The sequence below is a fragment of the Streptomyces sp. NPDC107454 genome (genome assembly GCF_055582885.1).
In genome coordinates, this window is record NZ_JBVJPA010000007.1 from 179,689 (window position 1) to 206,580 (window position 26,892).

22 protein-coding genes, 1 tRNA gene and 1 pseudogene are annotated in these 26,892 nt (G+C 71.2%); 5 read left to right on the forward strand and 19 right to left on the reverse strand.

Annotated features, from left to right (window positions below):
• Window positions 1-10: 10 nt before the first annotated feature.
• From ruvB to pgsA, 11 genes and pseudogenes are all read right to left on the reverse strand, one after another.
• Window positions 11-1,081, reverse strand: a complete 1,071-nt coding sequence (ruvB, locus tag ACZ69M_RS19035) for a Holliday junction branch migration DNA helicase RuvB (protein WP_351308621.1) — start codon at window positions 1,079-1,081, stop codon at window positions 11-13.
• A gap of 119 nt (window positions 1,082-1,200) precedes the next feature.
• Window positions 1,201-1,809: a Holliday junction branch migration protein RuvA gene (gene ruvA, locus ACZ69M_RS19040; protein WP_470051209.1), complete on the reverse strand. Its 609-nt coding sequence runs from the start codon at window positions 1,807-1,809 to the stop codon at window positions 1,201-1,203.
• Entirely contained in the window at window positions 1,806-2,387 is a 582-nt protein-coding gene (gene ruvC, locus ACZ69M_RS19045) for a crossover junction endodeoxyribonuclease RuvC (protein WP_060902372.1), read from the reverse strand. The genes ruvA and ruvC overlap by 4 nt, the downstream gene beginning before the upstream one ends.
• Window positions 2,388-2,590: 203 nt before the next feature.
• Window positions 2,591-3,343, reverse strand: a complete 753-nt coding sequence (locus ACZ69M_RS19050) for a YebC/PmpR family DNA-binding transcriptional regulator (protein ID WP_054233944.1) — start codon at window positions 3,341-3,343, stop codon at window positions 2,591-2,593.
• Between the two features lie 74 nt (window positions 3,344-3,417).
• The gene (gene pdxT / locus ACZ69M_RS19055; protein WP_470051212.1) at window positions 3,418-4,026 is read right to left on the reverse strand and encodes a pyridoxal 5'-phosphate synthase glutaminase subunit PdxT; all 609 of its coding nucleotides are present in this window, start codon (window positions 4,024-4,026) and stop codon (window positions 3,418-3,420) included.
• Window positions 4,027-4,065: 39 nt separating this feature from the next.
• Complete coding sequence (gene pdxS, locus ACZ69M_RS19060) at window positions 4,066-4,989, reverse strand: pyridoxal 5'-phosphate synthase lyase subunit PdxS (RefSeq protein ID WP_351436056.1); 924 nt, start codon at window positions 4,987-4,989, stop codon at window positions 4,066-4,068.
• A 379-nt stretch (window positions 4,990-5,368) separates the two neighbouring features.
• Entirely contained in the window at window positions 5,369-5,914 is a 546-nt protein-coding gene (locus ACZ69M_RS19065) for a LemA family protein (protein ID WP_054233941.1), read from the reverse strand.
• A 103-nt stretch (window positions 5,915-6,017) separates the two neighbouring features.
• Window positions 6,018-6,748: pseudogene (locus ACZ69M_RS19070) on the reverse strand (SUMF1/EgtB/PvdO family nonheme iron enzyme); the annotation flags it as partial.
• A 196-nt stretch (window positions 6,749-6,944) separates the two neighbouring features.
• The gene (locus tag ACZ69M_RS19075; protein ID WP_470051214.1) at window positions 6,945-8,105 is read right to left on the reverse strand and encodes a glycosyltransferase family 4 protein; all 1,161 of its coding nucleotides are present in this window, start codon (window positions 8,103-8,105) and stop codon (window positions 6,945-6,947) included.
• The gene (locus ACZ69M_RS19080; protein WP_470051216.1) at window positions 8,102-9,091 is read right to left on the reverse strand and encodes a phosphatidylinositol mannoside acyltransferase; all 990 of its coding nucleotides are present in this window, start codon (window positions 9,089-9,091) and stop codon (window positions 8,102-8,104) included. The genes ACZ69M_RS19075 and ACZ69M_RS19080 overlap by 4 nt, the downstream gene beginning before the upstream one ends.
• The gene (gene pgsA / locus ACZ69M_RS19085) at window positions 9,088-9,810 is read right to left on the reverse strand and encodes a phosphatidylinositol phosphate synthase (protein WP_075027572.1); all 723 of its coding nucleotides are present in this window, start codon (window positions 9,808-9,810) and stop codon (window positions 9,088-9,090) included. Before pgsA ends, ACZ69M_RS19080 begins: the two co-directional genes overlap by 4 nt.
• Window positions 9,811-10,028: 218 nt before the next feature.
• Here pgsA and ACZ69M_RS19090 point away from each other — a divergent pair, with 218 nt between their 5' ends.
• Together ACZ69M_RS19090 and ACZ69M_RS19095 are read left to right on the forward strand one after the other, a co-directional pair.
• Window positions 10,029-12,224 carry an elongation factor G-like protein EF-G2 gene (locus ACZ69M_RS19090; protein WP_470051700.1) on the forward strand — a complete coding sequence of 732 codons (2,196 nt, stop codon included), beginning with the start codon at window positions 10,029-10,031 and terminating at the stop codon, window positions 12,222-12,224.
• Window positions 12,225-12,381: 157 nt separating this feature from the next.
• Window positions 12,382-14,055, forward strand: coding sequence for a hypothetical protein (locus ACZ69M_RS19095; RefSeq protein WP_352047921.1), 1,674 nt, complete (start codon window positions 12,382-12,384; stop codon window positions 14,053-14,055).
• A 101-nt stretch (window positions 14,056-14,156) separates the two neighbouring features.
• Here the strand turns inward: ACZ69M_RS19095 and ACZ69M_RS19100 are convergent, their stop codons facing one another.
• Window positions 14,157-14,717 (reverse strand): HIT family protein, encoded by a 561-nt coding sequence (locus tag ACZ69M_RS19100; protein WP_470051218.1) that lies wholly within the window; start codon window positions 14,715-14,717, stop codon window positions 14,157-14,159.
• A gap of 67 nt (window positions 14,718-14,784) precedes the next feature.
• Here ACZ69M_RS19100 and ACZ69M_RS19105 point away from each other — a divergent pair, with 67 nt between their 5' ends.
• Entirely contained in the window at window positions 14,785-15,471 is a 687-nt protein-coding gene (locus tag ACZ69M_RS19105) for a potassium channel family protein (protein ID WP_470051220.1), read from the forward strand.
• 63 nt (window positions 15,472-15,534) lie between these two features.
• Here the strand turns inward: ACZ69M_RS19105 and thrS are convergent, their stop codons facing one another.
• From thrS to ACZ69M_RS19120, 3 genes are all read right to left on the reverse strand, one after another.
• Entirely contained in the window at window positions 15,535-17,511 is a 1,977-nt protein-coding gene (thrS, locus tag ACZ69M_RS19110; RefSeq protein ID WP_470051222.1) for a threonine--tRNA ligase, read from the reverse strand.
• A 126-nt stretch (window positions 17,512-17,637) separates the two neighbouring features.
• Window positions 17,638-18,864 (reverse strand): hypothetical protein, encoded by a 1,227-nt coding sequence (locus ACZ69M_RS19115; RefSeq protein ID WP_470051224.1) that lies wholly within the window; start codon window positions 18,862-18,864, stop codon window positions 17,638-17,640.
• Window positions 18,861-19,427: a DUF4365 domain-containing protein gene (locus ACZ69M_RS19120; protein WP_054233932.1), complete on the reverse strand. Its 567-nt coding sequence runs from the start codon at window positions 19,425-19,427 to the stop codon at window positions 18,861-18,863. The genes ACZ69M_RS19115 and ACZ69M_RS19120 overlap by 4 nt, the downstream gene beginning before the upstream one ends.
• Window positions 19,428-19,597: 170 nt before the next feature.
• Between ACZ69M_RS19120 and ACZ69M_RS19125 the strand changes: the two genes are divergently transcribed.
• Window positions 19,598-20,323: an exonuclease domain-containing protein gene (locus ACZ69M_RS19125; RefSeq protein ID WP_470051226.1), complete on the forward strand. Its 726-nt coding sequence runs from the start codon at window positions 19,598-19,600 to the stop codon at window positions 20,321-20,323.
• A gap of 56 nt (window positions 20,324-20,379) precedes the next feature.
• Here ACZ69M_RS19125 and ACZ69M_RS19130 read toward each other — a convergent pair.
• Window positions 20,380-20,451: transfer RNA gene (locus tag ACZ69M_RS19130), tRNA-Val, on the reverse strand.
• Between the two features lie 62 nt (window positions 20,452-20,513).
• Window positions 20,514-20,960 (reverse strand): SRPBCC family protein, encoded by a 447-nt coding sequence (locus ACZ69M_RS19135; RefSeq protein ID WP_470051228.1) that lies wholly within the window; start codon window positions 20,958-20,960, stop codon window positions 20,514-20,516.
• An 89-nt stretch (window positions 20,961-21,049) separates the two neighbouring features.
• Between ACZ69M_RS19135 and ACZ69M_RS19140 the strand changes: the two genes are divergently transcribed.
• Window positions 21,050-23,440, forward strand: coding sequence for an SCO7613 C-terminal domain-containing membrane protein (locus ACZ69M_RS19140; RefSeq protein WP_470051230.1), 2,391 nt, complete (start codon window positions 21,050-21,052; stop codon window positions 23,438-23,440).
• Between the two features lie 10 nt (window positions 23,441-23,450).
• Here ACZ69M_RS19140 and ACZ69M_RS19145 read toward each other — a convergent pair whose 3' ends face one another.
• Both ACZ69M_RS19145 and ACZ69M_RS19150 read right to left on the reverse strand, forming a co-directional pair.
• Window positions 23,451-26,183, reverse strand: a complete 2,733-nt coding sequence (locus ACZ69M_RS19145; protein WP_470051232.1) for an exo-rhamnogalacturonan lyase family protein — start codon at window positions 26,181-26,183, stop codon at window positions 23,451-23,453.
• A gap of 79 nt (window positions 26,184-26,262) precedes the next feature.
• On the reverse strand, window positions 26,263-26,892 hold the full coding sequence (locus tag ACZ69M_RS19150) for a hypothetical protein (protein ID WP_470051234.1): 630 nt from the start codon (window positions 26,890-26,892) through the stop codon (window positions 26,263-26,265).

Consider the following 26,892-nt stretch of genomic DNA (forward strand, 5'->3'; position numbering starts at 1 on the left):
GCGCACGCCGTCACGCCCCGAACAGGTCCCCTTGTCCGTTTCCCCCCGTGGACTGGCGCGGCGGCGTCAGACCGAGATGGGCCCATGCGGCCGGGGTCGCCACCCGGCCGCGCGGTGTACGGGCGAGCAGTCCCTCCCGTACGAGGAAGGGCTCGGCGACCTCCTCGACGGTCTCACGCTCCTCCCCCACCGCGACCGCGAGCGTGGACAGACCGACCGGGCCGCCGCCGAACAGCTTGAGCAGGGCCTCCAGAACACCGCGGTCGAGCCGGTCGAGACCACGGGCGTCGACCTCGTAGACCTTGAGCGCGGCCGCGGCGATCTCGCGCGTGATGATCCCGTCCGCCTTGACCTGCGCGTAGTCCCGGACGCGGCGCAGCAGACGGTTGGCGATACGAGGCGTGCCGCGGGAGCGCCCCGCGATCTCGGCGGCGCCTTCCGAGCCGATCTCCACGTCGAGGAGATGCGCGGAGCGGTGGATGACGCGCTGGAGCTCCGCGGGCTCGTAGAACTCCATGTGCGCGGTGAAGCCGAAGCGGTCGCGCAGTGGGGGCGGCAGCAGCCCCGCGCGCGTGGTGGCGCCGACCAGCGTGAACGGCGGCAGCTCCAGGGGGATCGCGGTGGCGCCGGGGCCCTTGCCGACGATCACGTCGACGCGGAAGTCCTCCATCGCCATGTAGAGCATCTCCTCGGCGGGCCGGGACATGCGGTGGATCTCGTCGAGGAACAGCACCTCGCCCTCCTGGAGCGAGGAGAGGATCGCCGCCAGGTCACCGGCGTGCTGGATGGCGGGGCCGCTGGTGATGCGGATGGGGGCGCCCATCTCGGCGGCGATGATCATCGAGAGGGTGGTCTTGCCGAGGCCGGGGGCGCCGGAGAGCAGCACGTGGTCGGCGGTGGCGCCGCGCGCGCGGGCGGCGCGCAGGACGAGGTCGAGCTGCTCGCGGACCTTCTCCTGGCCGATGAACTCGTCCAGGTCCTTGGGGCGCAGGGCCGCCTCGACCGCCTGGTCCTCACGGTCGGCGGACGCGCCGACGAGCCGCTCGGCGTCGCTCTCGTCGGTCGTGTGGTCCCAGTTCACTGAAGTTCTCCTAGCCGTGGCATGCCGGCTGTGTCATCCGGTCGGGGCTCCGGGGGCGCTCCCCGGGAAGACACAGCGTGCATGTGTGCCTCGCGGTCTGGTGGTCGGGGGCCGCTGGCTCAGCGGGCGCGGTTGAGGGTCTGGAGGGCGGCCTTGAGCAGGCGGCCCACCTGGGGTGTGCCCTCGGCGGCCTCGGCCTGCGGGGCGACGGCGGAGACGGCCTCGTCGGCCTCGCGTGTGGCGTACCCGAGGCCGATCAGCGCGGCGTGCAGCTGGTCGCGCCAGCCGGTGCTGACCGGGGCGCCGATGCCGGTGCTCGTGCCGAGGGGCTCGCCGAGCCGGTCCTTGAGCTCCAGCAGGAGCTTCTGGGCTCCCCGCTTGCCGATGCCGGGTACGGCCGTGAGTGTCTTCTCGTCACCCGTGGCGATCGCGCGGCGCAGGGCGTCGGGCGAGTGCGTGGCGAGCATGGCCTGCGCGAGACGGGGGCCGACACCGCTGGCGGTCTGGAGCAGCTCGAAGGTTCCGCGCTCGTCGTCGTCGGCGAAGCCGTACAGCGTCAGGGAGTCCTCGCGCACGACGAGGGAGGTGGCGAGCTTGGCCTGCTGTCCCATCCGGAGCCCGGAGAGCGTATTGGGCGAGCACTGGACGGCGATGCCGATGCCGCCGACCTCGACGACCGCGGAGTCCGGGGCGAGGGCGGCGACCGGGCCGCTGACGAAGGCGATCATGCGGTACGGCCTTTCGAAGCGTGGTGCGATGCGGGTTTCGACGCGTGCAGGGCGGCGGCTTGCTGGAGCCGGTTCTGCGCGACGGCCTGCTGGAGCCGGTTCTGCGCGGGGGCGCGCCAGATGTGACAGATGGCGAGGGCGAGGGCGTCCGCCGCGTCGGCGGGCTTGGGCGGCGCGTCGAGCCTGAGCAGCCTGGTGACCATGGCACCCACCTGGGCCTTGTCCGCGCGTCCGCTGCCGGTGACGGCGGCCTTGACCTCGCTCGGGGTGTGCAGAGCGACCGTCAGGCCGCGGCGGGCGGCGCAGAGCATGGCGACGGCGCTGGCCTGGGCCGTGCCCATCACCGTCCGCACGTTGTGCTGGCTGAACACCCGCTCCACGGCGACGACTTCGGGCTCGTACTCGTCGAGCCACTGCTCGATGCCCTGCTCGATGGCGACGAGGCGCAGGCCCAACTCGGCGTCCGCCGGAGTGCGTACGACCCCGACGCCGCGCATGGTCAGGGGTCGGCCCGCGACTCCCTCGACCACCCCGACACCGCATCGGGTCAGTCCCGGGTCAACGCCCAGCACCCGCACCCCAAACCCCCCTTTTTTTTGCGGCTGAACCGCCGCCGCTCTCGCGGAAGTGGCTGATCGCCGTCGTGGTTCCTCAAGTGATGGTTGCGGTCCGATGGACTGCGATCATCATCCGTCCTCGACAGGCTAACCGCTGCCACTGACAACGACGGCGGGCCTGCAGGACGTGTCCCGCGGGCCCGCCGAAATGAATCCTTGGCAGCTCAGGCGTCGACCTTGGCCATCACGTCGTCGCTCACGTCGAAGTTGGCGAAGACGTTCTGCACGTCGTCGCTGTCCTCCAGGGCGTCGATCAGCTTGAAGATCTTCCGGGCGCCCTCTTCGTCGAGCTCGACCTGCATGGTCGGGACGAAGTTGGCCTCGGCGGAGTCGTAGTCGACGCCGGCGTCCTGGAGGGCCGTGCGGACCGCGACCAGGTCGGTGGCCTCGGAGATGACCTCGAAGGACTCGCCCAGGTCGTTGACCTCTTCGGCACCCGCGTCGAGCACGGCACCCAGGACGTCGTCCTCGGTCAGCTCGCCCTTGGGGACGATGACGACGCCCTTGCGGTTGAAGAGGTACGAGACGGAGCCCGGGTCGGCCATGTTGCCGCCGTTGCGCGTCATGGCGACGCGGACGTCCGAGGCGGCGCGGTTGCGGTTGTCGGTGAGGCACTCGATGAGCACCGCGACACCGTTCGGCCCGTAACCCTCGTACATGATCGTCTCGTAGTCGGCGCCACCGGCCTCGAGACCGGCGCCGCGCTTGACCGCGGAGTCGATGTTCTTGTTCGGGACCGAGCTCTTCTTGGCCTTCTGAATGGCGTCGAACAGCGTCGGGTTGCCGCCCGGGTCGGCGCCACCGGTGCGGGCCGCGACCTCGATATTCTTGATCATCTTCGCGAAGAGCTTGCCGCGCTTGGCGTCGATCACGGCCTTCTTGTGCTTCGTCGTAGCCCATTTAGAGTGGCCGGACATCTGCCTGTCTCCTTCGCGTAACCCATCCTGTACGAACTCCCCCGGACCTTGAGGATCTGGGGGACCCCCAGATCCTACAAGGACTCCGCTATCCGGTTCGCGCGCACCATGTCGACGAACAGGCCGTGCACGCGGTGGTCGCCGGTCAGTTCCGGGTGGAACGACGTGGCGAGCGCGGTGCCCTGACGTACGGCGACGATGTGACCGCCGTGCTCGGCGAGCACTTCGGCCGCGGCTCCCACGGACTCGACCCAGGGGGCGCGGATGAAGACGCCCTCTACAGGATCGCCCTCGACGCCCCGGACGTCGACCGCCGCTTCGAAGGACTCGTTCTGACGTCCGAAGGCGTTGCGGCGCACGATCATGTCGATGCCGCCGATCGTCTCCTGGCCCGAGCGCGGGTCGAGGATCTTGTCGGCGAGCATGATCATGCCCGCGCAGGTGCCGTAGACGGGCATGCCTGAGCGCACGCGCGCGCGGAGGGGCTCCATCAATCCGAACAGGACGGCCAGCTTGGAGATGGTGGTGGACTCGCCGCCGGGGATGACCAGGCCGTCCACCTCGGCGAGCTCCTCGGGACGCCGCACCGGCCTGGCCACGGCGTCGGCCGCGGCCAGGGCGATGAGGTGTTCCCGTACGTCGCCCTGGAGTGCCAGGACGCCTATGACAGGTGCGTCAGTCATGTACGTGATGCCTTTGTCCGGTCTCGTCGGTCCGGTCTCTTACCAGCCGCGGTTGGCGTAGCGCTCGGTCTCGGGGAGGGTGTCGCAGTTGATGCCGACCATGGCCTCGCCCAGGTTGCGGGAAGCGTCCGCGATGATCTTCGGGTCGTCGTAGAAGGTGGTCGCCTTCACGATGGCGGCGGCGCGCTTGGCGGGGTCGCCGGACTTGAAGATGCCGGAGCCCACGAAGACACCCTCGGCGCCGAGCTGGCGCATGAGCGCGGCGTCGGCGGGAGTGGCCACACCACCGGCGGAGAACAGCACGACCGGGAGCTTGCCCAGCTCGGCGACCTCCTTGACCAGCTCGTACGGGGCGCGCAGGTCCTTGGCGGCGGCGTACAGCTCGTTGTTGTCGAAGCCGCGCAGACGGGCGATCTCGTTCTTGATCTGGCGCAGGTGACGGACGGCCTCGACGACGTTGCCGGTGCCGGCCTCGCCCTTGGAGCGGATCATGGCGGCGCCCTCGGCGATGCGGCGCAGGGCCTCACCCAGGTTGGTCGCACCGCAGACGAAGGGGGTCGTGAAGGCCCACTTGTCGGAGTGGTTGACCTCGTCGGCCGGGGTGAGGACCTCGGACTCGTCGATGTAGTCGACACCGAGGGACTGGAGGACCTGGGCCTCGACGAAGTGGCCGATGCGGGACTTGGCCATGACGGGGATGGAGACCGCGTCGATGATCTCCTCGATCATGTTCGGGTCCGACATACGGGCCACGCCGCCGTCCTTGCGGATGTCGGCGGGCACCCGCTCCAGGGCCATGACGGCCACGGCGCCGGCGTCCTCGGCGATCTTCGCCTGCTCGGCGTTGACCACGTCCATGATCACACCGCCCTTGAGCTGCTCGGCCATTCCGCGCTTGACGCGGGCGGTGCCGGTTGCGGGGTTCTCGGCGGGCTGGGCGGTGTTGGAGAGCGTGCTGGACACGGGTGACCTCACTCGGTGAAAGAGGGTTTCTGCAGCACTGAGGAAACGTGAGTGGACCAGTCCACAGCAAGGGCCAATGGGGAGCCGGTGGATCCTTTTCGCCCCCGCCGCCCCTACCCGTCCCATCCCTGGGGGCTCCGCCCCCAGCCCCCGCATCGGCCTGAACGGCCTCGTCCTCAAACGCCGGACAGGCTGAAAGAGACGGGCCGACCGGGGCGGGTGGATGGACGGGGTAGGTGGGATGCGGGGCGAGGCCCCGCCTCAGGGGCGCGGGGAACTGCGCGACCAGCCCCCACCGGCCCGCAGACGGACAACCACCGGGCCGTCGGGAGGCCGGGGCGCAGCGCCCACACACTCGCGGCCGAAAGCAACCCCGTCCTCAGGTCGTGGGGCGGTCCGCCAGCGCGGTGGGAGGCTCGTCGTCCATTTCGAAGGCCATGGGGAAGGGCGCATGGCCGGCGAGGCGGAACCAGCGGACCTTGCGGTGGCGGCGAAGAGCGCGGGCGGCACGTACCGCGTCGTTGTGGAAGCGCCGCGCCATCGGCACCCGCCGTACCGCCTGCGCCAGCTCGGTCGCCGCCGCGTCCCCACCAGGCGCCTCCCGCACCGCCTCCACCTGCTGCACCTCTCCGAAGACGGCCCGCAGGGCCTGGCTGAGGTCGCTCTCCGCCACCTCGCGCTGCTCCTCCTCCGCCTGCCGCGCGGCGTGCGCGGCCTCGTAGAGCACGATCGAGGCGGCGGGATCGAGCACCCCGGAGGTCGCCAGCTCCTGGGCGACCGAGGCACGGCGCAACAACTGCGCGTCGAGCGCGGCACGGGCGGCGTCGATCCGGGCATGCAGCCGGTCGAGACGCCCCGCGGTCCAGCTCAGGTAGAGGCCGATCGCGACAAGGCCGACGAGGATCCAGATGAGGGTTGCGGTCACGGGCGGCAAGGCTACCCGGGTGTGCTCACCCCTCCCCCACGTCCCAGGCGCAACGGAAACCGCCGTGCCCGGTGGAGGAGTCGGGCGTGTTCTTCGACCGCGCGGCCACCCGGTAGCGGTTGCAGTACGAGGCGCGGCACAGGTACGAGCCCCCGCGGATGACCCGCCCGCCGGGGTCCGCCGAGGTCTCGGCCGAGGTCCCGCAGGGCGCGGTGAAGGCGTCCGCGCACCACTGCCACACGTTGCCCGAAGTGTTGTACAGGCCGGAGCCGTTGGGCTCGTAGGAGTGCACCGGGACGGTTCCCGTACGGCCGCCGGGGCGGGTGCTGACCCGGGGGAAGTCGCCCGGCCAGGTGTTCATGCGCTCCTGGCCGGCGGGGGCGAACTCGTCTCCCCAGGGACAGCGGCGGCCTTCCGAGCCACCGCGCGCCGCGTACTCCCACTCCGCCTCGGTCGGCAGCCGGGCGCCCGCCCAGGCGCAGTACGCGAGGGCGTCGTGGTGGGAGACGTCCACCACGGGGTGGTCCGCGCGGTCCTCGATGTCGCAGCCCGGGCCCTCGGGCGCGCTCCAGTGGGCCCCTCGACACCCAGCCACCAGGGCGCCGCGGCGACCGCCCCGAAAACGGCCTCCCGCGCGCGGGTGCGCAGCGGCAGGTGGAAGACGAACGAACTGCCGTACCGCTCCGCCTCCGTCACATGTCCGGTCGCCCGCACGAAGTACGCGAACCGGGCGTTGGTGACGGCCGTCGCGTCGATCCGGAACGGCTCGACGCGCACCGTGCGGACCGGTCCTTCGCCGTCGTCCGGGTAGCCCTCGCCGAAGGCGTCGCCCATGCGGAACTCGCCGTCCGGCAGTGTGACGGCGGCACCGTCGGGCGCGGGACGGGGACGAGGAGGCCGAGGAGGATCGGCCGTGGGCCCACCGGGGAGCGGTACCGGTACGGAGAGTGGGAAGAGCGAACCGGCCTCCCCGCGCGCGCGGGTGCGCAGCACGCCCCTCCCCCGTCCGGCGTCGACGTGTCCCGCACCCTCAGTCCCGGGCCAGTCCGAACCTCGCCCGCAGCCCCGTCCGTTCGTCCGCGGCGACCGCCGCCGCACCGTCCGTCACCGTCTCGTAGACGGACAGGATGTCCGCGCCGACGGTCGACCAGTCGAAGCGCCGTACGTGGGCGCTGCCCCGCGCGCGGAGTTCGGCCCGGCGCTCGGGGTCGCCGAGCAGGCGCAGGGCCGCGGCGGCCAGGTCGTCCGCGTCCTCGTTGGCGAAGAGTTCACCGGCCGCGCCCTGGTCGAGGACCTGCGCGAAGGCGTCGATGTCGGAGGCCAGCACCGGCGCGCCCGCCGACATCGCCTCCACGAGGATGATGCCGAAGCTCTCGCCGCCGGTGTTGGGCGCCACGTACACGTCGACGCTGCGCAGGAAGCGGGCCTTGTCCTCGTCGCTGACCATGCCGAGGAACTCGACCCGCGAGCGCATCTCGGCGGGCAGGGACTCGACGGCCTCCTCCTCGTCACCGCGTCCGGCGATCAGGAGCCGGGTCCCCGGACGCTCGGCGAGGATCTTGGGCAGGGCCTTCATGAGGACGGGCAGGCCCTTGCGGGGCTCGTCGATGCGGCCGATGAAGCCGAGGGTGTCGCCCTGCCACTCGGGCTTGGGCTTGGCGCGGGCGAAGAAGTCGACGTCGACGCCGTTCGGGATGACGACCGCGTCGCCGCCCAGGTGCTCGACGAGGGTGCGGCGGGCGTACTCGCTCACCGCGATCCGCGCGCTGATCTTCTCCAGGGCCGCCTGGAGGATCGAGTACGCGGCGACCATGGCCCGGGAGCGCGGGTTGGAGGTGTGGAAGGTGGCGACGATGGGGCCCTGCGCGGCCCAGCACGCGAGCAGGCCGAGCGAGGGCGAGGCCGGCTCGTGGATGTGGATCACGTCGAAGGTGCCGTCGTGCAGCCAGCGCCGCACCCGGGCCGCCGACAGGAAGCCGAAGTTCAGGCGCGCCACGGAGCCGTTGTAGGGCACCGGGACCGCGCGGCCCGCCGACACGACGTACGGCGGCAACGGTGTCTCGTCGTCCGCGGGTGCGAGCACGGAGACCTCGTGCCCGCGGCGGATGAGATGTTCGGCCAGGTCACGGATGTGGAACTGGACGCCGCCCGGCACGTCCCAGGAGTAGGGGCAGACGATGCCGATCCTCACGGAGTCCTCTTCTCGGAATCCTGCCGGGCATGGTCAGGATCCTTGTTGTCAGGATTTCCGCTGTCAGAATCCCTGTTGCCAGGATCCTTCCCGGGATCGAGGTCCTTGAGCCACAAGCGCTGCAGCATGTGCCAGTCCTCCGGATGTTCGGCGATACCCGTGGCGAAGGCGTCGGCCAGCGCCTGTGTCATGACAGACGTCCTCTCGGCCCGGGTGCCTGTCTCGGGGACCTCGACGGGGGGATGCACGCGGCCCTGCATCACGGGTGAGTCGTCGTACCAGAGCGTGACCGGCAGCAGGACGGCTCCGGTCTGCTGGGCGAGCAGCGCCGGGCCCGCGGGCATCCGGGTCGTCTCGCCGAAGAACTCCACCTCGACGCCCGAGGCCGACAGGTCACGCTCGGCGACCAGGCAGATCAGTCCGCCGTCCCGCAGCCGCCGGGCCAGCGTGCCGAACGCGGTGCCGCCGCTGTGCGGCAGGACCTCCATGCCGAGGCCCTCGCGATAGGCGACGAAACGGTCGTACAGCGACTCCGGCTTGAGGCGCTCGGCGACGGTCGTGAACGGGGTCTCCAGCTTGGTGGTGACCCAGGCGCCGGCGAGGTCCCAGTTGCCCATGTGCGGCAGGGCCAGGATGACGCCCTGATCGGAGGCGAGCCCGTCCGTCAGATGGTGCACGTCCTTGCAGTCGAAACCCGTCCGCACGCGCTCCTTGCTCCAGGCGGGGAGGCGGAAGGACTCCATCCAGTAGCGCAGGTACGAGCGCATGCCCGCCCGGGAGAGCTCGGCGAGCCGCTCAGGGGTCGCGTCGGGCAGCACACGCGCGTAGTTGCTCTCCAGCCGTTGTACGCCCTTGCCGCGCCGTTTCCAGGCGATGTCCGCGATCGTGCGGCCCAGGCGCACCGCGACCGGCTCCGGAAGCTTCTTGACGGTGCTCCAGCCCAGCGCGTACGCCCCGTCCACCAGCCTCTCCTGGAGACTGGTCACGACGTGGCCCCGCTGTTCTGCGCCGCGGCCGCGGCGTCCGCCTCCGCGGACTCCCGCCGCACCGTGACGACGCGCTGGATCAGCGTGACCAGGCTGCCGACGGCGACGATCCACAGCGCGACGGGCAGCAGCCACTGGATGCCGGGCACCCCGAACTTGTGCAGCCCCGCGAGGCCCGCCGCGACCAGGGAGATCACCAGGCGCTCGGCACGCTCGACCAGGCCGTTCACGGCGACGGGCAGGCCGATCGACTCGCCACGGGCCTTGGTGTACGAGACCACCTGGCCGCTGGCCAGGCAGAAGATCGAGACGGCGCACAGGGCGTTGTTGTCGCCGCTGCCCGCGTACCAGAGTGCGAAACCGCCGAAGATCGCGCCGTCGGCGACCCGGTCGAGCGTGGAGTCCAGGAAGGCGCCCCAGCGGCTGGAGCGGCCGAGCTGGCGCGCCATGTTTCCGTCGACCAGGTCGGAGAAGACGAAGAGCGTGATGACGATCGTGCCCCAGAAGAACTCTCCCCGGGGGTAGAAGACCAGCGCGCCCGCCATGACTCCGGCCGTACCCAGAAGGGTGACCGTGTCGGGGCTTACCCCCCGACGGATGAGAAACGCGGCGAACGGTGTGAGGACACGCGTGAAGAATGCACGCGCGTACTTGTTCAGCATGGCCTTCCCGAGGGTCGGTGTCGCCGCGCGGCCCCTGCTGGCCACCGGCTGGCCCATCGTAGCCACGCGCGCGCTTGTGCGACGGCCGGGCACCCGCACCCCGTGTCACGGTGGGATGCCATCGATGTCACGGCGGGATCGCGTCCCCCGTATGGACGCACCGTGACGCGAGTGCAAAGCTCGAATACACCGCGGGCGTCATCGGAGCCGCACCGCACGCGGATCCGGTTATGCCCGCGCCCAAAGAGACCTCACCGTGCACGGGAGGCAAGACCATGGGCGACAAGGCGAACGCACACCCCGGAGCCGCCGGCAGGGCTACAGCGGCCGACCACCCCGCGTCCGTACGGAATGTGGTGCTGGTCGGCCACAGCGGATCCGGCAAGACGACATTGGTGGAAGCTCTCGCACTGACTGCGGGAGCGGTGAACCGGGCGGGCAGGGTGGAGGACGGCACCGCCGTCTCCGACTACGACGAGATCGAGCACCGGCAGCAGCGCTCGGTGCAGCTGTCCCTGGTGCCCGTCGACTGGGACGGATACAAGATCAACATCATTGACACCCCCGGATACGCCGACTTCGTCGGGGAACTCAGGGCCGGTCTGCGCGCCGCGGACGCGGCCCTCTTCGTCGTCTCGGCCTCGGACGGGGTGGACGGCTCGACCCGGATGGTGTGGGAGGAGTGCGCGGCGGTCGGCATGCCGCGCGCCATCGTGATCACCCACCTCGAGTCGGCGCGCGCCGACTTCGACGACATGACGCGGGTCTGCGCCGAGGCCTTCGGCGCGGACGACCCCGACGCCGTACTGCCGCTGTACCTGCCGCTGCACGGCTCGGAGGGGCCCGACGGGCACGCCCCTGTCACCGGGCTGATCGGACTGCTCACCCAGCGGCTGTTCGACTACTCCTCCGGGGAGCGCAAGGAGGCCGAGCCGGGACCGGAGCAGCTGCCGTTGATCGAAGAGGCGCGCAACCGGCTGATCGAGGGGATCATCGCCGAGAGCGAGGACGAGACCCTCATGGACCGCTACCTGGGCGGCGAGCAGATCGACATCAAGACGCTCGTGCAGGACCTGGAGCGGGCCGTGGCGCGCGGGGCCTTCTTCCCGGTCCTGGCGGCCGCGCCCGCCGCCGAGGGCGCCCGCCAGGGGCTCGGCACCGTCGAACTCCTGGAACTCGTCACTGGCGGCTTCCCGACCCCGCTGGAGCGCCCGGCACCCACCGTGACGACCCCGGAAGGGCTGGAACGCGAGGTCAAGGCCTGCGATCCGAACGGGCCGCTGGTCGCGGAGGTCGTGAAGACGGCCAGCGACCCCTATGTGGGCCGGGTCTCCCTGGTCCGCGTCTTCTCGGGCACCCTGCGCCCCGACGAGACGGTGCACGTCTCCGGGCACGGGCTCGGCGACCGCGGGCACGAGGACCACGACGTCGACGAGCGCGTCGGCGCCCTGTCCGCGCCGTTCGGCAAACAGCAGCGCTCCCTGACGCACTGCATCGCGGGCGACCTGGCCTGCGTGGCCAAGCTCAACCGGGCCGAGACCGGTGACACGCTCTCGGCCAAGGACGACCCGCTGCTGATGGAGCCCTGGCAGATGCCGGACCCGCTGCTGCCGCTCGCCATCCAGGCACACAGCAAGGCCGACGAGGACAAGCTCTCGCAGGGCCTGGGCCGGCTGGTCGCCGAGGACCCCACCATGCGCCTGGAACAGAACCAGAACACCCACCAGGTCGTTCTGTGGTGCCTGGGCGAGGCCCACGCCGACGTCGCCCTGGAGCGGTTGCGCAACCGGTACGGCGTCCAGGTCGACGTGGTCCCGCACAAGGTCTCCCTGCGGGAGACGTTCGCGGACAAGGCCGCGGGGCGCGGCCGCCATGTGAAGCAGTCCGGCGGGCACGGGCAGTACGCGATCTGCGAGATCGAGGTCGAACCCCTCCCGAACGGCTCGGGAATCGAGTTCGTGGACAAGGTCGTCGGCGGGGCCGTGCCCCGGCAGTTCATCCCCTCCGTCGAGAAGGGGGTGCGGGCCCAGGCCGCCAAGGGCGTGGTCGCGGGCTATCCCCTCATCGACGTACGGATCACCCTGCGCGACGGCAAGGCGCACTCCGTGGACTCCTCCGACGCGGCGTTCCAGACCGCGGGCGCGCTCGCCCTGCGTGAGGCGGCCGCCGACACCAGGATCCATCTGCTGGAGCCGGTGGCCGAGGTGACGGTCCTGGTCGGCGACGAGTACGTGGGCGCCGTGATGAGCGACCTGTCGGGGCGGCGCGGCCGGGTGGTCGGCACCGAGCAGGCGGGCGGCGGACGCACGCTCGTCAGGGCCGAGGTCCCGGAGATCGAGATCGGACGGTACGCCGTGGATCTGCGCTCCCTCTCGCACGGCACCGCACGCTTCAACCGCACCTACGCACGGCACGAGCCGATGCCGTCGCAGATCGCCGAAAGGATGCGCGAACAGGCCCAGAGCGCCTGACGGTTCGGCTTCTCTCACCCTCGGCGGGCGGCTTCGGCCGTCCGCCGACGAATGTCGGTCGCGGCCGATACTCTGGGAACTGATCAAGACGATGACCTGATCAACAGGTGTGCGGGGCAGGGAAGTCGGGAAAGCCGCAGGAGCGGGTGCGGCGGCGATGGGGGCGGAAGTGGCGTTCGACGGTTTCGATTTCACTCCCGGGGCGCAAGTGCCGCTCTCGGGTTCCGCGGGACAGACGGCGGCGACCTTCGCACTGGCCTCGGCGGCGTACCGGGACAGCGATGTCGGCGAGATCCTCAAGGCGAACAACCAGTGGCACGAGTCCACCGTGAGCTCAGGCCGCAAGTGGGCCACGATCTTCAGGCCCAACCTCGGCGAGGCCTTCGGGCGGGCGGTGGTGGACCGCATGCTGGGGGCCGGCCGCAAGCCCCTCATCCAGTCCTTCGGCACCGAGCCGCAGGTCGTCGTCGAGCACTGCCTCGCGGCGAACCGCATCCGCCGGGAGCGGGACAACTGGCTGTCGGCCGTCATGGTGCTGTGCGGTGTGCTGTTCCTGCCCGGGCTGCTGGCGTGGCTGCTGGTCTTCCAGCTCCGGTCCATGATCGCCAAGCAGACGAACAAGCGCGCCGGCGCCCTCGGCACCACGCTCCTGGTCGCCTTCGGCGCCCTCGCCGTGGTCTTCCTCGTCCGCATGCCCTTCACCGGCTTCTGGGCCTGGTACGCGCGTGCGTCGGTGGTCCTCCCGGTGATCGGCTGGCTCTGGGCCAAGCAGATCTGCGAGCGGACCGCCAAGGACCTGCGGGAGCGCTGGGACAGCCTGCTGTCCGGCGGCGGCCTCGGCGCCAAGATCCCGGAGGCGGTGCCCGGCAGCCCGGGCGAGACGGCGGCCGAGCGGCTGCGCCAGGCCCTGGCCGCGCTCAGCGCCGAGCAGCAGTCCAACTCGGTGTTCTACGCCGGGCCCAAGGGCATACTCGGCATGGGCACCCGCTGGGGCAGCTGGCAGCTGGCCGAGGACCTCGTCCCCAAGGACCCGGACAAGGAGATCCACCCCTTCCGCAGCTGGGACGTCGTCCGCAACATCCACGACAAGCTCCGCATGCTGGAGCGCGGCCCGCTCAACACCGGCGGTTTCCCCACCCCTTCGATCAAGCACTGGATCGTCTCGCCGATCGGTGAGAACGCCAAGGAGGTGTCCCGGCCGGGCGGCACGGACGTCGAGGCGTACACGATCAAGAGCCACGCCATACAGGACATCTGCAACAAGCAGCAGTTCGGCAGCGGCCAGCGGCACTACCTCGGCGTGCAGTGGACGCTGTGGGACGGCCAGTTGATCATCACCATGCTGATCACCGTGACCGTGCTGCACGAGACGCTGCGCATCGAGGTCACCGGGCATGCCCTGGGTCCCGTGCACTCCCTGTTCACCAGCAAGCCCGAGGCCCCGACGAAGGAGGTGGCCAAGGCGGTCAAGTTCTGGGAGACCCGCAAGGTGAAGCTGCCGCTGGTCACCACGGACGAGGTCGTACGTCTCACCGCGCGCGCCCCGCTCACCGGGTACCCGCCGCTGCTGAACTGGCTCGGCGGCAAGCTGACGCTGCCCGAGCCGTTCGGCCTGCGGCACGCGTGGGCCGACCAGCCCTGGCGGCACCGCTTCATGGCCGACGACGCGCTGCGGGCGGCCACGCCGGTGCTCCGTGTCGTGCACGCGGCGGCGATCAAGGTGCTCGACGAGAACGGGGTCGACACGGAGAAGTTCGGCAACCGGTCGGCGTTCCTCAGCACGGCGGTGCAGGACCCGTCGCCCCGGAAGGCCGACCTCTACGACGCGTAAGCCCCCGGCGGACGGGCAGGAAAGGCCGTCCGCCGGGTGCGGGGCGTCTTGGGCCGATCGCGCAGTTCCCCGCGCCCCTACGGGGCGCACCCCTGACCGGGCTACTCGCTCGGCCAGGCCTCTGCCAGCATCTTGCGGGTGTCGGCCAGGAGCTGCGGGAGCACCTTGGTGTGGCCGACGACCGGCATGAAGTTGGTGTCACCGCCCCAGCGGGGGACGATGTGCTGGTGGAGATGGGCGGCGATGCCCGCGCCCGCCACCGTGCCCTGGTTCATGCCGATGTTGAACCCGTGCGCGCCCGAGGCGGTGCGCAGCGCGGTCATCGCCTGCTTGGTCAGCTCGCCGAGCTCGGCGGTCTCCGGGTCGGTCAGGTCGGTGTAGTCCGCGACATGACGGTAGGGCACGACCATGAGGTGGCCGCCGTTGTACGGGTACAGGTTGAGCACCGCGTACACCTGCTCACCGCGCCTCACGATGAGCCCGTCCTCGTCGGACTTGGCGGGGATCGAGCAGAACGGACAGCCGTCGTCGGCCCCCGGGCCGGTGGGCTTGTTCTCGCCCTGGATGTAAGCCATCCGGTGGGGCGTCCACAAGCGCTGGAACGCGTCCTGCGTTCCCACTCCGATCTGCTGCTCCGGCTCACTCGTCATGTGGTGCAGCATATTGCTTCGCCCGTTCGCGGCGTGTCGGCGGGGCTCTCCCGAATGCTCGCCGGGCCAAGCTGGGCCGATGGACGACGACAGCCGACAGGCCCGGTGGGAAAGGCGCACCGAGGTCCCGCTCAGCCTGGCCTCGGCGTTGTTTCTCGCCGCTTACGCCGTCCTGGTCCTCGGGCACACGCTGCCCGTCGTCTGGCGGCAGGCCTGTCTGGCGGTGATGCTGGCCGCGTGGGCGCTGTTCGGCGTCGACTACGCGGTGCGCTGGATCCTGAGCGGACAGCGCCTCGGCTTCGTCCGCGCGCACCCGGTGGACACCCTGGCGCTCCTGCTGCCGCTGCTGCGTCCGCTGCGCGTCGTCAAGGTCTACGAGGCCGTACAGCGTCATCGTGGAGAGCCCCGTCTCTCCCTGCACGCGCGCGTGGTCTTCTACGCGGGGTTGTCGGCCGCGCTGCTCGGCTTCGCGGGCTCCCTCGCCGTCTACCAGCAGGAGCGCGGGGCGCCGGGCGCCTCGATCCGGACGTTCGGGGACTCGGTGTGGTGGACCTGCACCACGCTCACGACGGTGGGGTACGGGGACGTGGTGCCGGTGACCCCGATGGGGCGCACGATCGCGTCGGTACTGATGGTGTGCGGTCTGGCACTGCTCGGCGCGGTGACCGGCTCGTTCTCGTCCTGGCTGCTCCAGGTGTTCGCGCGCGAGGACGAGAACGCCAGGGACGACGGGAACAGGGGTAGGAAAAGGCCCCCGGGGAGCTGAGCTCTCCGGGGGCCTTCCGTCACGTGCGCGTCAAAGAAGCACCGTACGCGTCACGCCTGCGCGTCAGACCTGGGCGCGCTCCTCGACGACCTTCATGATCTTGGCGATCGCCTCGTCGACCGGGATGCCGTTCTCCTGCGAGCCGTCGCGGTAGCGGAAGGAGACCGCGCCGGCCGTCATGTCCTCGTCGCCCGCGATGACCATGAAGGGCACCTTCTGCTTCTGGGCGTTGCGGATCTTCTTCTGCATACGGTCGGAGGAGCCGTCGACCTCGACCCGCAGACCCTTCTTCTTCGCCTCGGTGGCGAACTTCTGCAGGTACTCCACGTGCGCGTCGCCGATCGGGATGCCGACCGCCTGCACGGGCGCCAGCCAGGCCGGGAACGCGCCCGCGTAGTGCTCGAGGAGCACCGCGAAGAAGCGCTCGATGGAACCGAACAGCGCGCGGTGGATCATCACCGGACGCTGCTTGGAGCCGTCGGGGCCGGTGTACTCCAGGTCGAAGCGCTCCGGCAGGTTGAAGTCCAGCTGCACGGTCGACATCTGCCAGGTCCGGCCGATCGCGTCCTTGGTCTGGACGGAGATCTTCGGACCGTAGAAGGCGGCGCCGCCCGGGTCCGGGACGAGCGGAAGGCCCTGCTTCTCGGCCACCTGCCGCAGCGTCTCGGTGGCCTCCTCCCAGACCTCGTCGGAGCCGACGGACTTCTCCGGGTCCTTGGTGGAGAGCTCCAGGTAGAAGTCGGTCAGGCCGTAGTCGCGCAGCAGGTTCAGGACGAAGGTGAGCGTCTTGTCGAGCTCGTCCGCCATCTGCTCCTTGGTGCAGTAGATGTGCGCGTCGTCCTGCGTGAAACCACGGGCGCGGGTCAGGCCGTGCACGACGCCCGACTTCTCGTACCGGTACACGGTCCCGAACTCGAAGAGGCGCAGCGGCAGTTCACGGTACGAGCGGCCGCGCGCGTCGAAGATCAGGTTGTGCATCGGGCAGTTCATGGGCTTGAGGTAGTAGTCCACGCCCTCGTCGAGCTGCATGGGCGGGTACATGCCGTCGGCGTACCAGTCCAGGTGGCCCGAGGTCTCGAAGAGCTTCCCCTTCGTCGCGTGCGGGGTGTAGACGAACTCGTAGCCCTCTTCCTCGTGGCGGCGCCGCGAGTAGTCCTCCATGACCCGGCGGATGATGCCGCCCTTGGGGTGGAAGACGGCGAGGCCCGAGCCGATCTGGTCCGGGATGGAGAAGAGGTCCAGCTCGTTGCCCAGCTTGCGGTGGTCGCGCTTCTCGGCCTCCACGAGGAAGTCGAGGTGCGCCTTCAGCTCCTCCTTGGAGGGCCAGGCGGTGCCGTAGATGCGCTGGAGCATCGGGTTCTTCTCGCTGCCGCGCCAGTACGCGGCCGCGTTGCGCATCAGCTTGAACGCCGGAATGTTGCGGGTGGTGGGCAGGTGGGGACCGCGGCAGAGGTCCTTCCAGCACAGCTCACCGGTCTTGGCGTCGAGGTTGTCGTAGATCGTCAGCTCGCCGCCGCCGACCTCGACGTCCGCGCCGTCGTCCGAGGACGCGGAGCCCTTGATCCCGATGAGCTCCAGCTTGTACGGCTCGGCGGCGAGCTCCTCGCGGGCGTCCTCGTCGGTGACCACGCGGCGGGAGAAGCGCTGACCGCGCTTCTGGATCTCCTGCATCTTCTTCTCGATGGCCTTGAGATCCTCGGGCGTGAACGGCTTCTCGACGTCGAAGTCGTAGTAGAAGCCGTCCTTGACCGGCGGGCCGATGCCCAGCTTGGCCTCGGGGAAGAGTTCCTGCACGGCCTGCGCCATGACGTGCGCGGTGGAGTGGCGCAGGATGTTGAGACCGTCCTGCGAGGAGATCTCGACGGGCTCGACCTCCTCGCCGTCCCGCACCTCGTACGCGAGGTCCTTCAGCTCGCCGGCCACACGGGCCGCGACGATGGTGCGCTCGCCGGTGAAAAGGTCGGCGGCCGTAGTGCCCGTCGTCACCACGCGCTCTTCCCGCTCGGAATCGCGTTGGATGATCACACGGACGTCTGACACCGGTCTCTCCTGACTGAAGGGGGCAAGCTCACCCAGTGGGCATGGCAGTGCAATGCCTGCCCGGCGATCCTACCGAGCCCGGGGCACCCTCCGCGAAACGGTTGCCGGCAAAGCTCCACAAAGCCCTCAGTCCCCGCTGCACGCCTCCTCGAAGAAGTCCAGGTTCTCCTGGAGCGACTTCATCAGCCGGTCCCGCTCGGCCTCGTCCACCTGCACCGGTACGACCCCGGAGGCGTCGGTGAGCCTGCGGAAGCCGCCGCGGCTCTCCAGCCGCCCGAGCACCCGCACCGGCAGCCCCACCAGATGGGCGTGGCCCGCTATCCGGTACGCCTCCTCGTCGAGCGTCATGCGGACGTGCTGGACCTCCGCTCCCGCGATCACCCGCAGCCGTACGGTGCCCTCGCCGCGCGGCTGGGACCTGCGCATCCGCACCACGGCACCGGTGAGGCGCACCGGTACGGACGGCTCGGCGCGCAGATAGCGGGCCCCGGCCTCGCGCAGGACGGGCAGGTCGCCGGGCGAGAACTCGACGGCCTCGTCGGGCGCCGCACAGCCTTCGGGGACCCCGGCGGCGGGCGCCCACTCGACGGCGATCCGGGCGCCCTCCGTGCCGCGCACGAGGGCGACGACGGCCTCGGTGAGTTCATGGCTGACGCCCGCCTCGACGGCCGCGTCGAAGGCGTCCATGCCGCCGGTGGCCCGCTGGTAGTCGATGGCCTCACGGGCCGCGTACAGCGCCTGATGCAGGCGTACGGACAGGTTCCGGCCGGTGTCGACGGGCACGAAGGCGGTGAGGCGGCGCCCGCCGGGGTCGGCGCCGACGAGGACGTTCTCCAGGGAAGCGGCGGCGGGCCTGCGGTGGCGGGCGCCGTAATAGCCCGCACGCGCGCGTGTGGCGAGCGCCGCCGCGAGCAGCATCGAGCGGGCGGCCGAGCGCAGCCGCTCCTCCACGCTCCAGGACGTGGCGCCCACGGGTCCGGTCGGCACATCGCGCCACCAGCGGATCTCGTCGCTGGGCACGGCGAGGGCGACCAGCACGTCGCGCGCGGACGGCGCGCCGCTGCGGGAGAGCGCGACGAGCGCCTCGCCGAGGAGGTCGTCGCTGTCGGGGAAGGCCCGGTTCTCCGGCACGAGCAGGCTCGTGCCGCCGCCACCGGGCCCGGGTGGGGTCCACCGGCCGTACCGTCCGGCCGCGCCGCCGCGGCGCTGCCAGCCGTGGCGGTGCAGCAGCGCGCTGAGGACGGCGGGGTCGACCTGGCCCGGCTCGGGCGGCTCGGTCCAGTGGAACTCGACGGGGTGCGGCCTGACCGGCCGGAGCGGTTCGCCGATGGAGTCGATGGGGCGGTGTGTCAAGGTTTCCCTCCCGTCCCGACCCTCGTCATGATCTCGCAGAGCGCCCTGTCGTCGAAGATGCGCGAGGTCGGTATACGCACGGTGGTCCGCCGCCGGCCGGTGATCGCGTGGCCGGCGAGGTTGATCCAGTAGCAGCAGTGCCGCAGGTCGAGGCGGTCGTGGCTGGCGCGCAGCCAGTCGTCCTGGGACCTGGGCACGAGCATCACGACCAGGATCTTGTGCACCGAGACCGGGGTGCGGGCGAGCTTCGCCAGGTGCTCGTTGTCGAGCGTGAAGGAGAAGGCGGGCCCAGGTGGGTTCGGCGGGATCTGGTACGTGCACTTGAGCTGCACCTTGATGGTGACTTCGTCGTCGACCGTGTGCCCGGGGGCGCTGTGGCTGACGTGCCAGTCGATGCCGTTGTCGGGAAAGGGCTGGGACAGCGAACAGCCCGCCGCGGCCGCGACGGCGTGCAAGTAGCCCACCTGCAAGGTCTCCATGCAGGCGGTGGTGGCGAGTGTGCCGCGATGGGGTGCCGTCCGCTGGGGCAGCAGCCCGCCCCGCTCGGGCTGCGCGAGTGCCATGAGTCCAACAGCCTTCCAAGCCAAGTGATTCCCCGCGACGGGCCGCTGAACTGCAAAGACCCGTACCTGTGTTGTCTCCTTCCGGCGTACGGCGCAAACAGCCCGGGTATCACCAAACGGGCAGAAGACGGTGCGTCAGCTGCCGTGGGTGAACGAGGAGTTGTGTACGTATGACGTGCTGGTACGAAGGCCCTTTGGCCGCGTTCGACACGGAGACCACGGGCGTGGACGTCGAGACCGACCGGATCGTGTCGGCCGCCGTCGTCGTCCAGGACGCCGCGGGTTCCCGGCCCCGGGTGACCCGCTGGCTGGTGAACCCGGGAGTGCCGGTGCCCGCGGGTGCGACGGCGGTGCACGGGCTGACAGACGAACACCTTCAGCGCAACGGCCGCTGGCCGTCGCCGGTGATGGACGAGATAGCCAAGGTGCTGGGCGAACAGGCCGCGGCGGGCCGCCCGCTCGTCGTGATGAACGCGCCGTTCGATCTGACGCTCCTGGACCGGGAGTTGCGCCGCCATCGCGCCACCAGTCTCGACCGGTGGTTCAATCCGGCGCCGCTGCGTGTGCTCGATCCGCGCGTTCTGGACAAACATCTGGACCGCTACCGCAAGGGCCGCCGCACCCTGACCGACCTGTGCGCGCACTACGACGTGGTGCTGGAGGGCGCGCACGACGCGGCGGCGGACGCACTGGCCTCGATGGAGGTCGTACGGGCGGTGGGGCGTCGTTTCGCCACCAGGCTGGAGCGGCTCTCCCCCGCCGAGCTGCACACCCTGCAAGCGGTGTGGCACGCGGCACAGGCGCGCGGCCTTCAGGCGTGGTTCGCGCGCAGCGGTTCACCGGAGGCGGTGGATCCCGCGTGGCCGCTGCGTCCGGAACTGCCGGCGGCGGCCTAAGCCCGCTCGGGACAACGAAAAACCGGTCCGTCGGTGACGGACCGGTCTTCTCCGGGTGGGCGATACTGGGTTCGAACCAGTGACCTCTTCGGTGTGAACGAAGCGCTCTCCCACTGAGCTAATCGCCCGGGAACGCACTGAACAATACAGGTCCCTGCGGGTGTGGTTCAAACCGCTTCGAGATGAGCCGTCAGTCACCCGTGAGCCGGGCCGCCAGTCCGCGCTGTCCCGCGCGCATCATCAGGGCGTGGTTGGCGCGGAACACCGGCCTTCCCGGCACCGCGAACCGCCGCAGCAGCGGCTTGCTCACGTCGACCTCCTGGTCGTACTGGGCGCGGGTGCCGGACCCGGCGGTGGTGAGCGTCCAGCGCGCCCAGCCGTCGATGTCGCCCGCCATCGCGATCTCCAGGACCCCGGCCGCCGGGTCGCGGCGCAGCTCGCGCGCCGTGAACACCAGGTCGTAGGGCAGGAACGAGCGGATGCGCATGATGCCGCTGCGCTCGTCGATCCGGGTCACCTCACGGACCTGGGGCCACCAGCGCGGGTAGTCCTCGGCCTGTTCGAGAACGGGGTAGACCTCGGCGGGCGGCGCGGGCAGGGCCCACACACTGCGGAAGCGGTAATGGCTCCAGTCCATGGACGGAGTGTGCCCGAGCGGGCATCTGAGTACGGCATGAGTACGCGCACTCATGCCGGAGAAGGTGACCGGGACCACACTCCCGGAATATGACCCACCTTCCGCCCCCGGCCGAGGAGTTGCGGCTCCTGGACACCGAGCTGCGGCAACTCGACGCGCGCCGGGCCCTGTTGCTGGCGCGCCGCGCCTGGCTGATCACCGCGCTCCGGCCGCCCGTGGCGCCGCCGCTCCCGCCCCCGCCCCTGCGCCGGCCCGAGACCACGGCGCCGCGCGTCCAGAACGTGCTGCTCGTTCTCGGCGGCGCCCTCCTGACCATCGCCGCGATCGCGTTCACGCTGGTCAGCTGGGGCCGGATGGGGATCGCGGGGCGTGCGCTGGTGCTGGGCGCGGTGACGCTGGCCGCGCTCGGCTCACCCGTGCTCCTGCTCCGGCACAGGCTGCGCTCGACGGCGGAGGCCGTGGCGGGGCTGGGACTCGCGCTGACGGTCCTGGACGCATACGCGCTGCACGAGGTCGCGTTCCCCGACACCAACGGCCTGGGCTACGCGGCCATCGCGTCGGCCCTGCTGGCGGCCCTGTGGACGGCGTACGGACTCGCGCTCGGCGGGCCGCGCCGGCCGACCGGTGAACCGGCCACCCCCGCGCGGCTCACGCTGCGCCTGCCCCTGCCCACCGCGCTGGCCGCCGCGCAGCTCCCGCTGATCCTCTGGGCGGCCGCGGCCGACGCGGGCGCCCCCGCCATGACGGCCGCGCTGCTGGTCACGGCTGCGCTCGACACGGCCCTCGCGCTCCGGGTGCCCGTGCGGTCCATACGTCTCGTCGCCACCGTGGGCGCGTTCGGCCTGGGCGGCTGGGGCTCCTTCGCGGCCGGCTGGCTGTCCTGGACGGCCACCGGTCCGAGCGCCGTCGCCCGTGCGGCGGCGCTCCTCCTCTTCGCCGCGGCGATCGCTCTGGCGGCGGCGTGGCGGCTGCCGGACAGGAACGTCGCCACCTGGGCCGCCTCGGCCGGCGGCCTGCTCACGGTCGCCGCGCTCGGTGGCGTCCCGCGCTCGTCGCTGCCGGGCGCGTGGACGGTTCCGGGGTATCTGGTCTGCGCGGTGGCCCTGTTGGCGGCCGTACGCACCCGGCTGCCCGAGCCGATGAGGCGCGGCCTCGCCCTGGCGGCCGCCTCCGTGCAGGCGGTCGCGGTGGTGTGGGCGCTGCCGCCGGTCGTCGTAGCCCTGCTGGGCCCGTTGGCCTGGGTGGGACGTGTCTGGACCGGGGCCCCCTCGACCGCGCGCGAGGCGGTCGCGAGCGACGGCCTCCCCTGGCCTCCGTACGCGGCCACGGCCCCGCTCGTCCTCGTGGCCGTCGCCGCCGTCCTCGCCCTGGCCGTCCGCGGTACGCAGTGGCGCCCCAGCGCGACGATCGGCGCGTCGGCCCTCTTCTGGGCGACCGCGCTCGTCCTTCCCGCGGCCCTCGGCATCCCCTACTGGGCCGGGATGTCGGCGCAAGGACTCACGATCGTGGCGGCACTGGCGTACGTCGTCCGCTCCGCCGAGCCGCGCCCGGTCCTCTTCCTCCTGGCCCTTGTCGGCTCGGTGAGCCTCGCGTGCCTCTCCCTCGCCACCCAGGGCACGACTCTGGGCGTCCTCGCCGCGCTGACCGTGCTGTTCGCCGCCGTGTCCGGGCGTTCGCGCCTCGCCCCGGTCGCCGCCCTCGCGTACGCCACCGCCCTGGCCTGTGCCGTGGGCGCGTCCCTCGGCTGGCAGCCGCAGTACATCGCGCTGCTGGTCCTCCTCGTCCCGGTCGTCGCGGCCCTGCTCGCGGCACGCCTCGCCGGCTCCCCCGCGCGTGTGCCCGTCGAGGTGACGGGCACCGTCGCCGGGCTGCTCGCCGTCGGCCTCGCGGTGCCCGACCCGCCGTTGCTGGCCCTGGTCCTGGCCCTGTGCGCGGTGATCGCCGCGGGCACCGCCGTACGCGAGGACCGGCGGCCCGTCGGTTACGCGGCCACCGCCCTGTTCGTGCTGGCCGCCTGGGTCCGGCTGGCGTGCTGGGGCGTCGGCTCCGTCGAGGCGTACACACTGCCGGTGACCGTCCCGGCGCTGCTGGTGGGGGCGCTCATGCGCCGGAGGGATCCGCTGGCCTCGTCCTGGACGGCGTACGGAGCGGGGCTGTCCGTCACGCTCGTGCCGAGTCTCCTGACGGCGTGGCTCGACCCTGACTGGCCGCGCCCCCTGCTGCTCGCAGTCGCGGCCCTCGCGGTCACCCTCGTCGGTGCCCGGCACCGGCTGCGGGCCCCGCTCGTCCTCGGGGGCGGCGTGCTCGCGCTGGACGCCCTGCACGAACTCGCCCCGTACCTGGTGCAGATGGCGGGTGCGCTGCCGCGTTGGGTGCCTCCCGCACTCGCCGGTCTGGTGCTGCTCGCACTCGGTGCGACGTACGAGCAGCGGATCCGGGACGCGCGACGCGTGCGGGAGGTGCTGGGGAGAATGCGCTAGCCGGCTGGGGCTACGGCATCTTGTCGCCGAGCAGTGCCAGGTTCTCGATGGCGGCGAGGCCGTACAGGGCGCTGTCGTTCGAACTGACCCAGTTGGCCTCGCTGCCGGGAACCAGCGTGACCGGGCCGCTCAGCGGCTCGGTCTTCCAGGGCGAGGACTCCATGTACCCGTCGGAGCTGTAGAACTTCGTCCACGCGCGCTTGGCGAGCGTCGCGTCGCCGGTCTGGACGGCGGCGTACGCGTCGAGGCGCGAGTGGCCCTGGAACAGCAGCAGGGAGCCGAAGTTGGAGCCGTAGCGCGCCGCCTGTTCGGTCTTGGTGGCGTTGAAGTAGCGGCAGTAGTCGAGGTAGACCTCCTTGAACTTCGGCACGTCGACCAGGTCGATCAGCTCGGCGCACAGTTCGTTGAGGCCGAAGACGGCGGAGAGGTGCGAGACCGAGACGACCGGCGCGGAGGCGATGGCGAACCTGCCGGTGTCGAGGTCGTACAGCCCGCTGCCCTGGACGAAGCCGTTGGGCTGGGCGGCGATCGTCTCCATCGTCGACAGCACGCGCGCCTTGGCCTTCTCCCACTTCGGACCCTTGCGCTCCCACTCCGTGAGCCAGGCCGAGACCAGACCGCTCCAGTCGGTGCCGAAGCCGATGGACAGGGCGTGCCGGTCGGGGGTGTACGGCTCGGTGCGGATCTTGCGGATCGGGTCGAGGACGAGGAACGTCTCGTCGGAGTCGACGTTGGCGTGCATGAGGTCGCCGACCCGCTCGTCGGCGGTGAGGTAGTAGTAATAGCGGCGGTATGTGGTGTTGGCGATGCGCTGCTGTTTGGCGCTGTCGGCGTAGTGCTGCACGCCGTGCCGGGTGCCGAGGCCCGCCCACTGGCCGAGGTGGTAGACGTCGACCTCGCCGGTGTGCCGGGTGAGCGCCTCGGCGAAACGGAAGATGTCCGAGCGGCCCGAGCGGAGATAGGCCATCCAGAGCCAGATGTCGGGCGACAGCTCGGAGTTGTCCCAGGCGTAGCCGCCGACGTCGTAGCGCCACTGGTGGCGCACGGTGTCGTACGAGTGCATGAAGTCGCCGTAGTCCCAGAAGCCGTACCAACGGCGCATCTCCACCTGGTCCTTGTAATAGGTGAAGAGGAAGTCGAGGTGGTCCTCGATCTTCGCCTTGGCGGCGGTGGAGCGGTCCGGCTCGGAGAAGAGGCCGCCGAAGACCTTGGCCTTGATGAGCTGTTTGGGCGGGGCGGCGAGCTGCGGCAACACACGTACGGCCGCGACCTGTCCGGCGAGGGTCTCGGGCGTGGGCGTCGACTCGTTGGCCCAGAAGAGGAGTTCGGAGGTGCGCGCGATGCCGTAGGGGGTGCCGAACTCGGGTTCGTAGTCCTCGTAGGTGATGTTGAGACCTTCGAGCTGCTCGGCGTAGGTGTCCTGGCCCATGCCGTCGTGGTAGAAGCGCAGGTCCATGGGCTGCGCCTCGGGCGACCAGAGCCAGAGGGTGACCTCGGCCTCGTCGGTCGCCGCGTCGCGGATGTCGAGCTGCGCCGGGTACTTCTCCCAGAAGTCCCTGAGACCGAAGGAGAGACCGCCGCTCGCCCCGCCGACGTAACCGAACCCGCTCGCCCGGTGTCCACCGCCCGCGCCGATCCAGCCGTGGCCCTTCTTGGTGCGCTTGCGCAGGGTGAAGCCGTCGGCGGAGAGCTGGGAGAGGGTGTAGTCGCCCCACTCGGGGATGTACTGGAGGCGGGTCGTCACCCGCTGGTCCCAGGTGGACGGGTCGGGCAGCTTCTCGCCCGCGAACTGGGCCGCCTGCACGGCCGCGCCCGGGTCGCGGCGCAGCCCGGTGATGCCTTGCACGGCCTCACGCAGGAGACCGGAGCCGTCGCCGCCGATGCGGATGTGCCGGTCGTACGCCGCGTCGCGCATCGGCACGTTGAAGCGGACGCCGAGGCCGCGGATGAAGTCGCCGCTCGTCTTCCCCGGCTCCTGCTTCCCGTCGAAGGTGATGGTGTGCACCATCCGGAAGGAGTCGGCGCCCGCGTAGAAGTAGAGCCGGATCGAGAACGGCAGCCAGCTGCGGCTGCCCTTGCGGTGCTTGCCGTCGATGCGGACGACGGCACGGACCGGGCCCTCCTGTTCGACCGTGACCTCGGCGATGACGCTCTCGAACCGTTCGTACTTCTCGGCGCCCTGGTCGTCGTCCTCGATCTCGGGCTGGCGGATCAGCACCAGCCGGCCGTCCTTGGCGATCTCGGTGGAGCCGCGCTTCACCGATCTGACGAGGGTGGAGCCGCTCTTGCCGATCTTCGCGGTGATGACGCCGGTCGAGATGTCGATGGTGCCGCCGCTCTTGTCGACGGTCACCTTCTTGTCGGGGGCGGCGGGCGCACCGGCGGCGAGCGTGAGCTTCCCGGAGCCGGAACTGACGGCGTGCGCCGTCCACTTGAGAGAGCCGTCCGGCCAGTACGCGATCGGCCAGGACTGCACCGGCACGTCTTTGCCCGAGGCGTCGGTGAGCGCGAAGGTCTGGTCCTGCTGGTACGCGCCCTTGGGCCAGGGCACGCCGACGGTGGAGCCGGGGGCGGCACCGAGGGCGCCGTCCTCCAGCCAGTCCAGGGTCACGGGGTCGGTGTCGGCGGCCTCGGATCCGGCGGCGGCCTGCGCGTTCGTGCTTCCCAGGGCCCAGCTGAACTGTGCGGCGGCTCCGGCGACTGCGGCCGCCTTCAGCAGGGACCTGCGGGGGATGGGAGACATGGCCTTTCCTTTCCGTGCGGGGAAGTCAGGGGCATGACAGAGCGAGGTACGGCGCCGGGGGCGCCGACCTGCGAGGAGCTCAGCGGCGGTGGTGGCGCGCCTCGACGGCGACGGCCGCCGCCGCGACGGCCCCCAGGACGGGGACCGCAAGCGGCGCGATGAACAGGGCGGAAGCGGCCACGACGGCCAGTCCGCCCACGAGCAGGAACGAGCCGGCCGGATCGAGGACCGTACGGCGTCCTGCCTGGGCGAGCAGCGCCCGCCAGGAGGCGCCGGGCTCCCACACGGCCGCCGCGCGCAGCCCGGCCACGGCGAGGCCGATCAGGGCGAAGAGACCGACGGCCCCGACGAGCGGGCCGCCGGGGACACCGGCGCGCACGGCCTGGACGTCCACCCAGACGGCGGCGGCCGCGGCCCAGCCGGCGACCCCGGCGATCCAGCCGCCCCGGACGGCGGCCCGGAAGTCGGCGACGAACTCCCGCAGACCGCCCGCCTCGTGGGAGGTACGCCGCCGCAGATGCCGTGCACCGGCCGCGAACGCGGCGGGGTAGGTCACCAGCGGCAGCGAGGCCACCGCGATCCACACCCCGGTGAGCAGACACTCCGCGAACACCGCGAAGCGCTCGGCGAAGACGGATTCGCGGGGTGCCTTGCGCGCCTTCGCACGCCTTTTCCGCTCCGCCCGCGCCCGCAGCTGGCTGGTGGCCAT